Below are 13,758 nucleotides of genomic sequence, written 5' to 3' on the forward strand. Positions count from 1 at the left end.
GCTACTGCTGTGGTGACAGCGGTCGGCTAGTCGACCGCGGACGGACTAATCCGGCCACATCCAACAGCCAGTACAGCAGCTTAGCGGCCACTACGCAGGCAGCAAAAATAATACAGAAAAACACCACGCGTGAAGCAAACGCATCCAGCCCCTCACGCGCCAGCACGATCATGTTAAACACCGCGCCAAAACAGAAGCTTTGCAGAATTGCGGCTTTATAGCGATTAGGTTCATGGCGGCCTTTGTCATACAGCCAGTCAAACCATTTGATAATCATGCCGACGGCAACCGCACCCAGTGGGATAAACAGCGCACCGCCCATCACCACCAGTGAGCCAATCAGCGTGGGGGAAATCGCCAGGCCAGAGTGGTTATCCAGCACTTCCCAGGTAAAGTAGTTCGCGCTGTTAAGCACTTCTGTTGGCCGCCCGTGCCACAGCCAGCTGGGGATAAACACATAGAAATCGCGCCAGATTGGGGCCAGCCCCTGAAAATCAATCTTGTCGTAGTTTTGCAGCAGCAGGCCGAGATTCTCCCAGGGGGAGAAGGTATCCCGCGTCAGATAGAGGAAAGTGTAGAACGCCTCCGGACCGCTAACGTCGAGGTTATAGCGCTTAAGCGCCAGCCAGAACATGCCAACAATGCCACCCACACCCGCCAGCACCAGCATCCACAGCGTGATCCAGCCGCGAATAATGCCGATAAACAGAAACAGGGCGAAGGCGATGATGATATTGGCGCGCGTGCCGCCGACGATGGTGTAGGTCAGCAGACCAAAGCCGACGGTGGCAACGAGGAAGAACAGCCAGCCGCGTAAATCCTGCTTAAGGAAGTAAACCACCAGCATCGCCGGAATAAAGAAGTAGAAGAAGCGCTTGAGCGCCACGCCGGAGACATCCGCAGAGAAAATCTGGCTGTAACTGTGCAGCTTAAACAGCAGAAAGCCGTTATGCATAAAGAACACGCTGACGGTGCCCAGCGCCACCAGAGCCATCAGCCCCCAGCTCAGGTGGGCTTCAATACGGTTGATGGTAAATATCTGTCGTGCAGGAGCCGTGCTGCGCGCGCGCAGCCGGGTTTTGTAGCTGACATAGTAGATGGCATAGAAACAGCCCGCCGACAGCAGCGCCTGTAACAGATACTCTGGCGGCACCACCTGCACGTCAAAGCCAAATACCAGCAGGCAAGTCAGCGGAAAACCAAAGAAGAAAGTCAGCAAAAACAGCAGTGAGAAGAAGACGTTAAAGTTGAAGCGCACGCGCCTGAACTCTCGCCATGTCAGCGTCAGGATAAATCCGCCGCAGCACAGGTACACGACCAGCAGACCGGCAAACTCTAATAAGGTCATGCGCTCTCCCCTTCCACCGTTTGCAGCGCCTGTTGCCAGCCCGCCAGATAGCCCGGCTCGAAAAAGGCGATGCGGCTCTTATCCAGGCTCTGCAACTGACGCCGCGCCTCCGCGACCGTGGCCGCATCCAGCGCATCGCCGTTGAACAGCACCGGCACCTGCTGTTCAGCCAGATCCTGCCAGAACGGGTTTTTGCGGTTCAACACAAACGGCACGTTGGCCTGCATCAGCAAACACAGCGTGCCGATCCCCTGCTGCCGCTCGAAGATAAAATAGCCGAGGTGACAGCGAGACAGCAGCTGTAAATAGTTATCGAACGCCAACTTTTCCGTCAACAGCTGCACGTGACCCGGCGCAAAAAGCGCATCCGCAGCCGCACGCACGCGCCCGATGTAGGCGTCATTGTTGGCCGGGTAGCCCAGCGGCACCAGCACCTGCACCCCATTGCCGAACTGCTGATGGATCTCCTCTAACGCCTGAATATGACGATTGCTGGCATCCCCGGAATTACCGAGCAGGATGGTCAGCGGGCCGTCAGCAGCCTGGCTTTCCGGCACGCTATCCGCCAGCCGGGTCGGGAAGTAGAGCAGCGATGCCGGCACGCGCGGGCAGCGCTGGTGAAAGTGATTGATGTCGCCACGGGTGGCAAACACATGCCCCACGCGTTTTTGCGCCTGGCGCCGCAGCATATAGAACAGACGAAACTTCAGGCTGGCCGCATCTTCATACAGATCGGCCCCCCAGATATGCCAGTAAAACTGCTGGCGTGCGATCTTGCCCGCCAGCAGGGCCAGCCACAGGCGTGGATTGAACTGCCCGTGGCAGAAGAAGCGCGTGCTGCGCTGCTGGCTGGCGGTAGCAATCGTCGTCTGCGCCAGCTCCGCCTTGCTTGAGAACAAGCGAATAGCCAGCTGCGGATACTGCCCAGCCAGGGTGGCCTGCCCGCTCACCACCCAAAACTCACGCGGCGTTGAAGATGGGGCAACTTCATGTAAAACCTGGTTAAAAAAGCCCAGCACCGTCGCGTTGTGATGCGGAATATCTGAGCCTAAAAGATGAATTACTCTGGTCATACTCGTCTACGATAGATAATAAAAACGCCAGCACAGAGTGCAAAGTAAGCGACATAGGTCGCCATATACGCCTGAGCTGCGCCTGCTGCGCCGTGCAGCGGGATCAGCCAGCGGGAAAAACCGGTCAGCAGCGCAAACTGGCTGACCTCGGTAAGAATATAAAAACGCAGTGACGCTTTGGCGATCACCAGGTAACCAAATACGTAGCAGCCGACTTTCAGCACATCGCCAATCAGCTGCCAGACAAACAGGTCACGCATGCCGGTGAACTGGCTGGAGAACAGCAGCCAGATGGCAAAGTCGCGCAGCAGCCAGACGCTGAAGCTGACCGCAGCGACGGCGGGCAGGACGAAGCGCAGCGACTTGAGGATCTCACGCGAAATCTCGGCCTTCGTCTGCAGGCGGGCCAGCGTAGGTAGCAGATAGACGCTGAACGAGGCGGTAATAAACTGCAGGTAGGCATCCGAAATACTGCTCACCCCCTGCCACAAACCAACCTGCTCCCAGCCCGCGTGCTGCGCCAGCAGGTTACGCATCATCATCCACGCCACCGGCAGCGTGACTGCGGTGATCAGCGCCATCAGCGTAAACTTACCCAGGCTGCGCGCATACTCTGGCCGCCACTGCGGCAGCAGATAGCGCATCGGCAAATGGCCGCGCCGCGCCAGTAGCCACACCGCAGGCACCACGACCAGAGCCGGGACCATGGCCAGACCCACCAGCGCGCCGCTATAGCCGCCGAGCCAGTAGCAGACAAACCACGCGGCCACCCCGATCGCGCTGCCGACAATCAGCGCCAGCGCGTTGCCTGCGGCATCGCGGAAGCCTTTCATGATCGCCAGCGCGAGATTAGCCCAGGCAATGCCCATCTGCAGAAAGGCGACGATGCGGATCACCTGTTGATACTGCTCGTGGCCAAACAGCGCCCGGCTTATCGGCGCAGCAAACAGCAGGAATACGGCAGCCAGCAGCAGGGAGAATCCGAGCACCATCGCCGAGGCCGTGCCAAGAACCACGCGGAGTTCTGCTGGCTGCTGCTGAGTCTGCGCGACATATTTGGTCACGCCGTTGAAAATTCCGGCCCCCGCCAGCACGCCAAGCACGGTGATCAGCTGGCGGAAGTTACCCGCCTGCCCAACGCCCGCAGGTCCGTACGTCACTGCCAGCATTTTTACCACCAGCAGCCCGGCAGCAATCTTTACCAGTGTGGAAACGGCCGTCCACACCGACGCTTTTGCCAGTGACATATCAGGAGAAATAGCTCAGCAGCGAACCGATCACCGTTTTCTGATTGTTATCAGAGAGGTTATAGAACAGCGGCAGGCGCAGCAGGCGCTCACTCTCGGTCTGGGTTGCACGATCGGTACCGTGGAAGCGGCCAAAACGCAGACCGGCAGGAGAGCTGTGCAGCGGAATGTAGTGGAAGACCGCGAGGATCTCGGCCTCTTTCAGCCAGGAGATCAGCGCGCTGCGGTCATCCTGGTCGCGCAGCTTGAGGTAAAACATATGCGCATTGTGTTCGCAGTTTGCCGGGATGACGGGCAGCTCGATGCGCCCGCGTGCCGCTAAGGGCTGCAGGGCATCATGATAGTTCTGCCACAGCCGCAGGCGCTGCTGGTTGATGCGCTCTGCCGACTCCAGCTGTGCCCAGAGATACGCGGCCTGCAAATCGGCCATCAGATAGCTGGAACCGATATCGCGCCAGGTGTACTTATCCACCTGACCACGGAAAAACTGGCTGCGGTTGGTGCCTTTCTCGCGAACGATCTCTGCACGCTCGACCAGCGAGGCATCGTTGACCAGCGTCGCCCCACCTTCGCCACCCGCAGTGTAGTTTTTGGTTTCATGAAAGCTGAAGCAGCCGATATGCCCAATGCTGCCAAGCGCGCGACCTTTATAGGTCGACATGACTCCCTGTGCAGCATCCTCCACCACCCACAGCTGGTGCTTTTTCGCCAGCGCCATAATGGTGTCCATCTCGCAGGCCACGCCCGCATAGTGCACCGGCACAATCGCTTTAGTCTTATCGGTGATCGCCGCCTCAATCAGGCTCTCATCGATATTCATGGTATCCGGGCGCACGTCGACAAAGACGATGGTCGCCCCACGCAGCACAAAGGCATTGGCCGTCGAAACAAAGGTGTAGCTCGGCATGATCACTTCATCACCGGGCTGAATATCAATCAGGATCGCTGCCATTTCGAGCGAAGCGGTGCAGGAAGGAGTGAGCAGCACTTTACGACTGGCGAAGCGCTGCTCCATCCACTGCTGGCAGCGACGGGTAAAACCGCCATCGCCGCACAGCTTGCCGCTGCCCATGGCCGACTGCATATATTCAAGTTCAGTTCCCACCACCGGCGGCGCATTAAACGGAATCATGGTGTTTCCCTGTATAACCAGTATGCGGTGCGTTCAATCACGCCGCCGCAGCGAAGATAAAGACGCAGCGCAGCGAGGTTGCCCAGCTGCGTGGCGACGTGAAGTCGTGTCAGGCGGCGTGCGCGGCACCAGTCGTTCGCCGCATTCATCAACCGCTGGCCGATGCCCAGCCCCTGAGCCGCAGGTAATACCGCCAGCAGGCCAATGCGCGCGGTGCCGTCATCCAGCTCACGCAGGGAGACAAAGCCCTGCATATTACCCTGCTCATCCACCGCCAACAGGCACTGATGATCAAAGGTGCCGCGCACCGCGTTTTCCACCCACTGCGCATAGAAGCGTCCGCTGTCGCCGGATGCATACCACGGGGCACGAAAACGGCTAAAGGTGAATGCTTCTTCCGCGGCCTTGCGCAGCGCCGGGATATGTTCCGCGCGCGCAATACGCACGCCGGTTGGGCGCTCCACCGGCGTGATGCCCAACACGCAGTCCGCTTCCCCTTCCACCAGGCGAAAACCGAGCGCGCTGAGCGCATCCAGCTCTGCGCTCTGCTGCGTCAGCACCTTGACCTGCACCAGCGGCCAGTCGTCGAGCTGAACGCTATCCAGCTGATGCTCACCGCCCAGCTCCAGCAGCGCACTCTGCCGGTTAAAGAACCTGTTCTCCCAGAGGAGGGGTTTAAGCGTGCCGTTCACAGCTCGAATCTCTCATCGCCATACTCCTTTGGTATCCACAACCCACGGCTGGTTTACACTGGCGGGATCGATGGCTTTAAACTGACGGTGATCGACCAGCAGCACCAGTACATCAGCCTGCTGCAGGGCGTCATCCAGCGCCACCAGCGTGACGCTTTGCTGCAGCTTCGCGGGCAGCTGCTGCACGTTAGGTTCGACCACCAGCGTGCTGCCCTGATGCCAGTCGGCGATCAGCTTCGTTACCTGAACGGCCGGGCTTTCACGCAGGTCGTCAATATCGGGCTTGAACGCCAGGCCCAGGCAGGCAATTTTCAGCTCGCTGGCGCGCTTGTTGCTGCTCATCAGGCAGTCGGCAACCCGGCGCTGCACCTGCTCCAGCACCCAGTGCGGTTTACCGTCATTCACTTCGCGCGCGGTGCGGATCAACCGCGCCTGCTCGGGATTTTGCGCCACGATAAACCACGGATCGACGGCGATGCAGTGCCCGCCAACGCCCGGGCCGGGTTGCAGAATGTTCACGCGCGGATGGCGGTTGGCGAGACGTATCAGCTCCCAGACGTTGATATCCTGCTCGGCGCAGATCAACGACAGCTCGTTAGCGAAGGCAATATTGACGTCGCGGAAGCTGTTCTCGGTGAGCTTACACATTTCAGCGGTGCGCGAATTGGTGACCACGCACTCTCCTTCGAGAAAGATATTGTACAGATCGCAGGCGCGCTGCGAGCAGACGGCCGTCATACCGCCTATCACACGGTCATTTTTAAACAGCTCAACCATCACCTGACCCGGCAAGACGCGCTCCGGGCAGTAGGCAACCTGAATGTCCGCCTGCTCACCCGCCTGCTGCGGGAAGCTCAGGTCCGGGCGCGCTGCCGCCAGCCACGCGGCCATCTGCTCGGTAGCCCCCACCGGAGAGGTGGATTCGAGGATCACCAGATCGCCCTTCTTCAGCACTGGCGCCAGGGACTCTGCCGCCGCCCGGACAAAGGCCATATCCGGCTGATGCTCGCCTTTAAACGGCGTGGGAACGGCGATCAGAAATGCATCTGCAGCCTGTGGCTGAGTGGCAGCACGCAAATAGCCGCCCTCGACGGCGGTTTTCACCACGCGGTCGAGGTCCGGCTCAACGATATGAATGTCGCCACGATTGATGGTCTCCACCGCGTGCGCATTAATATCGATGCCGATCACCTGCTTCTGGCAGGAAGCAAAGGCCGCGGCAGTGGGCAGGCCGATGTAGCCCAGCCCGATAACAGAAATGGTGTTGAAACTCATAATGTAATCCGGTTGTGTTTAAGCGCCTGCACAATACGCTGGCAGGCCAGTCCGTCTCCGTAAGGATTATGTGCGCGGCTCATGGTGTGCCACGCTTCCTCATCGGTAAGTAAACGGTTGACTTCACTGACAATTTTCGCGCCATCGGTGCCGACCAGCATCACCGTACCGGCAGCAACCGCTTCCGGGCGCTCGGTGGTATCGCGCATCACCAGCACCGGTTTGCCCAGCGACGGCGCTTCTTCCTGAATGCCACCGGAATCGGTGAGGATCAGCCAGGCGCGGTCCATCAGCCAGACAAACGGCAGGTACTCCTGCGGCTCGATCAGAATAATGTTGTCGATCCCACTCAAAATGCGGTTAACCGGCTCGCTGACGTTGGGGTTGAGATGCACCGGGTAAACAATCTGCGTATCGGGATGCAGGCGGGCAATTTCCGCCAGCGCATTACAGATACGCTCAAATCCGTCGCCGAAGCTCTCACGGCGGTGCCCCGTGACCAGAATCATCTTCTTGTCCGCAGCCAGGAATGGATAGCGCGCCGCAAGACTGTTACGCAATGCATCATCACTCAGCACGCGGTCACGCACCCAGAACAGCGCGTCGATCACCGTATTACCGGTGACGAAAATGCGCTGGGCAGGCAGATTCTCGCGCAGCAGATTTTGCTGCGAAGTGGTGGTGGGCGTGAAGTGGTAGCTCGCCAGGTGCCCGGTCAGCGTACGGTTGGCTTCTTCCGGCCACGGTGACCACAGATCGCCGGTACGCAGCCCGGCCTCCACGTGCCCTACGGGAATACGGTGGTAGAAAGCCGCAAGGCTGGCGGCAAAAGTGGTGGTGGTGTCACCGTGTACCAGCACCACATCAGGAGTGAAGTCGCTAAATACCGTTTTCAGCCCTTCCAGAATACGGCTGGTGATCTCGGTTAACCCCTGTCCCGGCTGCATAATATTAAGATCGTAGTCCGGCACGATTGAAAACAGCTGCAGCACCTGATCGAGCATTTCGCGATGCTGTGCCGTCACGCATAAGCGTGACTCGATACCCTCTTCCTGCGCCAGCGCATGCACCAGCGGCGCCATTTTAATCGCTTCGGGGCGCGTGCCAAAAACTGTTAATACTTTCACCGTGACTCTCTTAATTCGCTCGTATTTAACTTAGTGACACTTTCTGCGACGGACCAGAGCCGTTCCGGCACCCAGCAGAACCCCTACAGCGCCCCACATCACCATCAGCAGCACGCGGCGCGGGCTGTCACGCTTGACCGGCTCCTCCGGGGTGCGCAGGTAGCGCCAGGTGTGGAAAGACGGCACCAGCGTTGGCCCGACACTCAGCGTCGCCTGCATAGCCCGGTTCTGGTCGTAGTCCAGATCGTAAGACGGACCGCTGGCCTGAAGGTTTTCCAGACGCCCCTGCAGCAGCGGGCGCCCCAGCAGGAACAGTTCGGAATCCGGCAGCTGTTCGGATGGCGTCTGAGTTTTCGACTGCTCTAAGCCCTGCTGCTGAGCAATTTTTAACGCCTGCTGTACGCTGTTCACCTGACGGTCGTAAATCGCTTTTGCTACCGCTTCCTGGCGCTTTATCTGCGCTTTTAGCTGAATGCTGCGGGCTGCCCAGTCGGCCGCCAGCTCTTCATTCAGATGTACCGTGGCGCGCGCATTAGCGAAGGCCACGTACTGGCGCAGCAGAGTGTTGGCGTCGGCGGCGGTCTCAGCCACCAGCGTCACGCTATCCTTGATATTCTTCGCGCTGTCGGCGGGCTGCAGCTGAATATTGGCAATCAGCTCATCCAACAGGGCTGCGTCTTCCCTGGCATTACCGGTTTTCCGCTGTTTGTAATAGTCGGTCTGCAGCCAGAAATCACGCCGGGTATCCCAGGCAAACAGCTGCATGATGAACTCCTGATACGCCTCATCCATCACTGTAGGTGGGGCCACGGTCAGGCTGCCCGAACGGACATCCAGATTATTTAAAAACTGCTGCTGCGAGTAATAGCCGGAAAGCATGTTCACCGTCGGACGATCGACAATCGCGGTAGTACTCCATTTCGGCGTAACCAGCAGCGAGTAAATAAAGGCCAGGGCGGCAAACAGTGCGCCACCGGCGACAATCCAGAATTTACCGCGCCACAGCGTGCAGCAAAGACCACGAATATCCAGCTCGTTATCCGCCGCGTCAGGATAGGTCATACTTCAGGTTCCTTGTTGTCAGGCTGACTTAGTCAGTAGAGGTTTTCTTCTCGTTATGGTGATTACGCAGTCGGCGCTTCCATCTTTTAATCATGCGCGCAACGCGCCATGCCCGCTTGATGCAGTAGCCGTACAGCATGAAAGCCAGCAAGAAAAGTACCAACATCGCCCATTCCGGGACAAAGGTCAGGTATTCGCCGAGCACACCCACCGCAGCCAGCAGCGCAGCGGCGGCGGTGATCAGGACAAACGCCTGGCGGGAGGTGAAGCCCGCACGCATGATCAGGTGGTGAATGTGCTGCCGATCTGCCGAGAAGGGACTCATCCCCTTGCTCAGGCGGCGATACATAATCGCTACCATATCCATTAACGGAATAGCAATCAGCCATAGCGCGGTGACCGGGGTAATAGGATGGCTCGGACCCTGGGTGGCCTCCAGCAGGATCCAGATAATGGTGAAGCCAATCAGCGTGCTGCCGGCATCTCCCATGAAAACTTTGTAGCGGCGACCAAACATGCCGAGGTTGAGCAAAATATACGGAATGATGGCGGCCATCATAATAAAGCACCACATCGCCAGGCTGCTCTGGCCATCCAGCAGCAGGATAACGCCAATGGCGAGGAAGGTGACGCAGGACAGTCCCCCCAACAGACCATCAATGCCGTCAACCATGTTGAAGGCGTTGATCGCGGCCCAGACGGCAAATAGCGTCAGAACATAGCCAAACGGCCCGACCACCAGCTCCCAGGGGCCGAAGATGTAGCCAAGGCTTAGCAGATAGAGTTTGGCTTTCATCATCATGACAACCGCCACGCCGGCCTGAACCACCGCGCGCAGTTTTACACTGATGTCGAAACGATCATCGAGCGCGCCGACGAATACCAGACAGCCGGCACAGCTGAGATACAGCAGGACGTTAGGCACATAGAAATTCGTCAATGCAAAAGCGAAACAGCTGCCAGCAAACACGGAGATGCCACCAACCAGCGGAATCGCGCCCTGATGTCGTTTGCGGTAGTTGGGTTTATCCACCAGTCCAACTTTAATAGCGGCTTTACGCGCGAAAAAAAGAAATGCCAATGAAAATAAAAAAGTTAGGGCAAGCTCCGTACTCGTATTGAGTAAATTCACATTAACCAGCTCTCTGATAAGAATTGCGCAGTGTTATAAGCAATTTTCATGCCATTAGCACCCGTATAATTCTGATTTTATTCACCAGGGCGCGCATCATCAATGCACCATATAACTTCGCCCTGTACCGCACATTAGGTCTAATTCTCCATAATCAGAATAGCCTATAGGCCAAAAACAAAAAACGCCACGACTATGCGTGGCGTTACCCGAGTTTTCATCTGTTTATTGACGGGGGTAGTGTTGTAAAACGGCAATTCGACCGTTTAGCCCCCGGCAACCAGCCAGTTATGAACGCTTCATCATATCGAAGAATTCATCGTTGGTTTTCGTCATCGCCAGCTTGTTGATGAGGAACTCCATTGCGTCGATTTCGCCCATTGGGTGAATAATCTTGCGCAGGATCCACATTTTCTGCAGCTCTTCTGACGTGGTCAGCAACTCTTCTTTACGGGTACCTGAACGGTTGTAATCGATAGCAGGGAACACGCGCTTCTCAGCGATTTTACGCGCCAGATGCAGTTCCATGTTGCCGGTACCTTTAAACTCTTCGTAGATCACTTCATCCATCTTCGAACCGGTATCAACCAGTGCGGTGGCGATGATAGTCAGGCTTCCACCCTCTTCCACGTTACGCGCAGCACCGAAGAAACGCTTCGGACGATGCAGGGCGTTGGCATCCACACCACCGGTCAGTACCTTGCCAGAAGCAGGAACCACGGTGTTATAGGCACGCGCCAGACGGGTAATGGAGTCGAGCAGGATGATCACGTCTTTTTTGTGTTCGACCAGGCGCTTGGCCTTCTCGATCACCATCTCAGCAACCTGAACGTGGCGTGATGCCGGTTCGTCAAAGGTGGAAGCGATCACTTCACCTTTAACCAGACGCTGCATCTCGGTAACTTCTTCCGGACGTTCGTCAATCAGCAGCACCATCAGCACGCAGTCTGGATGGTTGTAGGCGATGCTCTGCGCAATGTTCTGCAGCAGCATGGTTTTACCGGCTTTCGGCGGTGCCACAATCAGACCACGCTGGCCACGACCGATCGGCGAAGCCAGATCCAGTACGCGAGCGGTCAAATCTTCGGTGGAGCCGTTACCACGCTCCATGCGCAGACGTGAGTTGGCATGCAGCGGCGTTAAGTTTTCAAACAGGATTTTGTTACGGGCATTTTCCGGTTTGTCGTAGTTAACTTCGTTAACTTTCAGCAGCGCAAAGTAACGCTCACCCTCTTTTGGCGGACGGATCTTGCCAGAGATGGAGTCACCAGTGCGGAGGTTAAAGCGGCGGATTTGACTAGGGGAAACGTAGATATCATCGGGACCGGCGAGGTAGGAACTGTCTCCAGAGCGGAGGAAACCAAATCCATCCTGCAATATCTCGAGTACGCCATCGCCGAAGATGTCTTCGCCACTTTTAGCATGCTGCTTGAGGATGGCGAAAATGATGTCCTGTTTGCGCAAGCGCGCCAGGTTTTCCAGCCCCATATTTTCGCCGAGGGTAATCAGGTCTGAAACCGGCGTATTTTTTAATTCGGTAAGATTCATAATGGTGGGTTCTTAAACTCGGGGTAAAACTTGAATTGTTTGTCGTAAATGGTATGGCGAAAGATCCATGCCTGTTTAATTGGCTCTTGGTTCCGAAGTCCGCTCGATGATCACGTGCAGGAAAACGCAGATCTGAAACGAGGAGACGGTGAGGACAAGAAGCCGGAAATTCAGTAGATACTAACCGTCAGATTGCTGAATGTCTGTAAGATTCTGATGAATACAGCGTTCAACAAGGAGTCATTCTATAAGGTGCAAACTACAAGGTAAGTTCGTCGTGCAGTGGATTTAACTTAGCACGCTTAATGCCGGGCGTCTAGCGGATAGATGAAAAATCAAACCGCAAAACGCCGGCAAGGCATGATTAGCCCAGGTTCGCGTTCAGGAACTCTTTGAGCTGGCCTTTAGAGAGTGCGCCGACTTTGGTCGCAGCCACTTCGCCATTTTTGAACAGCAGCAGGGTTGGGATACCACGGATGCCGTACTTAGGCGCCGTTGCTGGGTTCTCATCAATGTTCAACTTAGCGATTTTCAGCTTGCCTTCATATTCGGCAGCCACTTCATCGAGAATAGGGGCGATCATCTTACAAGGACCGCACCATTCTGCCCAGAAGTCGACCAGTACCAAATCTTCTGCTTTCAGAACGTCGGCGTCAAAGCTGTCATCGGTCACGTGGGTAATTTTATCGCTCATGTTTACTCCAAGGGATTATCTTTACCTTTGATGTAGCATTAAGCAGCATCAGGCTGAGTTTATTGCACTGCTTTTATTTCACCGGATATGCTTTCGTAAAGCAATAGTAAGCTGATATTCTACCACACTATGAGCAAAACACACTTAACAGAACAGAAGTTTTCCGACTTCGCCCTGCACCCTCAGGTGATTGAAGCCCTTGAAACTAAAGGGTTTCATAATTGCACGCCTATTCAGGCGCTGGCATTACCGTTTACGCTCTCCGGGCGTGATGTAGCAGGTCAGGCGCAAACCGGTACCGGCAAAACGATGGCGTTCCTGACGTCAACGTTCCATCATCTTCTTTCTCACCCCGCCCCGGAAGGTCGCCAGGTTAACCAACCGCGCGCGCTGATCCTGGCACCGACGCGCGAACTGGCGGTGCAGATCCATGCGGATGCAGAACCGCTGGCGCAGGTTACCGGGCTGAAACTGGGCCTGGCTTACGGCGGCGATGGCTACGATAAACAGCTGAAAGTGCTCGAAAGCGGCGTCGATGTTCTTATCGCCACCACGGGTCGTTTAATCGATTACGCTAAACAGAATCATGTGAATTTAGGCGCCATCCAGGTGGTGGTACTCGACGAAGCTGACCGGATGTTTGACCTCGGCTTCATTAAAGACATTCGCTGGTTGTTCCGCCGCATGCCTGCCGCTAACCAGCGCCTCAATATGCTGTTCTCCGCCACCCTCTCCTTCCGCGTGCGTGAACTGGCCTTTGAGAATATGAACAACGCGGAATACGTTGAAGTTGAACCGGAACAGAAAACCGGACATCGCATCAAAGAAGAGCTGTTCTACCCTTCCAACGAAGAGAAAATGCGTTTACTGCAAACGCTGCTGGAAGAAGAGTGGCCCGATCGCGCGATCATCTTCGCGAATACCAAGCACCGCTGTGAAGATATCTGGGGCCATCTGGCTGCCGATGGTCACCGCGTGGGCCTGCTGACCGGCGATGTGGCACAGAAGAAACGCCTGCGTATTCTGGATGATTTCACCAAAGGTGATGTTGATATCCTGGTCGCTACCGACGTTGCGGCACGTGGTCTGCACATTCCAGCCGTGACCCACGTCTTCAACTACGATCTGCCTGATGACCGTGAAGACTATGTTCACCGCATTGGCCGTACCGGTCGTGCCGGTGCCAACGGTCACTCAATCAGCCTGGCCTGTGAAGAGTACGCTCTCAACCTGCCGGCGATTGAAGACTATATTGGCCATAGCATTGCCGTCAGCCGCTATAACAGCGATGCGCTGATGAGCGATCTGCCGCCGCCAAAACGCTTAACCCGAACGCGTTCTGGAAATGGTCCGCGCCGTGGGGGAAATAACAACCGCCGCAGCAGCGCGCCGCGTAGCCCTAACCGTAAACGTTCAGGTTAAAACGCC

12 protein-coding genes are annotated in these 13,758 nt (G+C 56.6%); 1 reads left to right on the forward strand and 11 read right to left on the reverse strand.

Going from position 1 to position 13,758, the window contains the following annotated elements:
• Nucleotide 1: 1 nt before the first annotated feature.
• The 11 genes from wzyE to trxA form a co-directional block, all read right to left on the reverse strand.
• On the reverse strand, nucleotides 2–1,348 hold the full coding sequence (wzyE, locus tag ID864_RS21990; RefSeq protein ID WP_048914357.1) for an ECA oligosaccharide polymerase: 1,347 nt from the start codon (nucleotides 1,346–1,348) through the stop codon (nucleotides 2–4).
• Nucleotides 1,345–2,421, reverse strand: coding sequence for a TDP-N-acetylfucosamine:lipid II N-acetylfucosaminyltransferase (locus tag ID864_RS21995; RefSeq protein ID WP_191150364.1), 1,077 nt, complete (start codon nucleotides 2,419–2,421; stop codon nucleotides 1,345–1,347). Before ID864_RS21995 ends, wzyE begins: the two co-directional genes overlap by 4 nt.
• Nucleotides 2,418–3,668, reverse strand: coding sequence for a lipid III flippase WzxE (gene wzxE, locus ID864_RS22000; RefSeq protein ID WP_048914355.1), 1,251 nt, complete (start codon nucleotides 3,666–3,668; stop codon nucleotides 2,418–2,420). The genes ID864_RS21995 and wzxE overlap by 4 nt, the downstream gene beginning before the upstream one ends.
• Nucleotide 3,669: 1 nt before the next feature.
• Complete coding sequence (rffA, locus tag ID864_RS22005) at nucleotides 3,670–4,800, reverse strand: dTDP-4-amino-4,6-dideoxygalactose transaminase (RefSeq protein ID WP_048914354.1); 1,131 nt, start codon at nucleotides 4,798–4,800, stop codon at nucleotides 3,670–3,672.
• The gene (rffC, locus tag ID864_RS22010; protein WP_396018895.1) at nucleotides 4,797–5,492 is read right to left on the reverse strand and encodes a dTDP-4-amino-4,6-dideoxy-D-galactose acyltransferase; all 696 of its coding nucleotides are present in this window, start codon (nucleotides 5,490–5,492) and stop codon (nucleotides 4,797–4,799) included. The genes rffA and rffC overlap by 4 nt, the downstream gene beginning before the upstream one ends.
• A gap of 12 nt (nucleotides 5,493–5,504) precedes the next feature.
• On the reverse strand, nucleotides 5,505–6,767 hold the full coding sequence (wecC, locus tag ID864_RS22015; protein WP_133622266.1) for a UDP-N-acetyl-D-mannosamine dehydrogenase: 1,263 nt from the start codon (nucleotides 6,765–6,767) through the stop codon (nucleotides 5,505–5,507).
• A complete protein-coding gene (gene wecB, locus ID864_RS22020) occupies nucleotides 6,764–7,894 on the reverse strand; it encodes a non-hydrolyzing UDP-N-acetylglucosamine 2-epimerase (RefSeq protein WP_048914351.1) in 1,131 nt (376 codons plus the stop codon). Before wecB ends, wecC begins: the two co-directional genes overlap by 4 nt.
• Before the next feature lie 30 nt (nucleotides 7,895–7,924).
• Nucleotides 7,925–8,956: an ECA polysaccharide chain length modulation protein gene (wzzE, locus tag ID864_RS22025; protein WP_048914350.1), complete on the reverse strand. Its 1,032-nt coding sequence runs from the start codon at nucleotides 8,954–8,956 to the stop codon at nucleotides 7,925–7,927.
• A 28-nt stretch (nucleotides 8,957–8,984) separates the two neighbouring features.
• A complete protein-coding gene (gene wecA / locus ID864_RS22030) occupies nucleotides 8,985–10,088 on the reverse strand; it encodes a UDP-N-acetylglucosamine--undecaprenyl-phosphate N-acetylglucosaminephosphotransferase (protein ID WP_187498123.1) in 1,104 nt (367 codons plus the stop codon).
• A 288-nt stretch (nucleotides 10,089–10,376) separates the two neighbouring features.
• Complete coding sequence (gene rho, locus ID864_RS22035) at nucleotides 10,377–11,636, reverse strand: transcription termination factor Rho (protein WP_048914348.1); 1,260 nt, start codon at nucleotides 11,634–11,636, stop codon at nucleotides 10,377–10,379.
• A 364-nt stretch (nucleotides 11,637–12,000) separates the two neighbouring features.
• Nucleotides 12,001–12,330: a thioredoxin TrxA gene (gene trxA / locus ID864_RS22040; RefSeq protein WP_048914347.1), complete on the reverse strand. Its 330-nt coding sequence runs from the start codon at nucleotides 12,328–12,330 to the stop codon at nucleotides 12,001–12,003.
• Between the two features lie 129 nt (nucleotides 12,331–12,459).
• Here trxA and rhlB point away from each other — a divergent pair, with 129 nt between their 5' ends.
• A complete protein-coding gene (gene rhlB, locus ID864_RS22045) occupies nucleotides 12,460–13,752 on the forward strand; it encodes an ATP-dependent RNA helicase RhlB (protein WP_048914346.1) in 1,293 nt (430 codons plus the stop codon).
• Nucleotides 13,753–13,758 lie beyond the last annotated feature (6 nt).

It is taken from the genome of Erwinia aphidicola (assembly GCF_014773485.1).
In the GTDB taxonomy this organism is placed as follows: Bacteria; Pseudomonadota; Gammaproteobacteria; order Enterobacterales; family Enterobacteriaceae; genus Erwinia; species Erwinia aphidicola.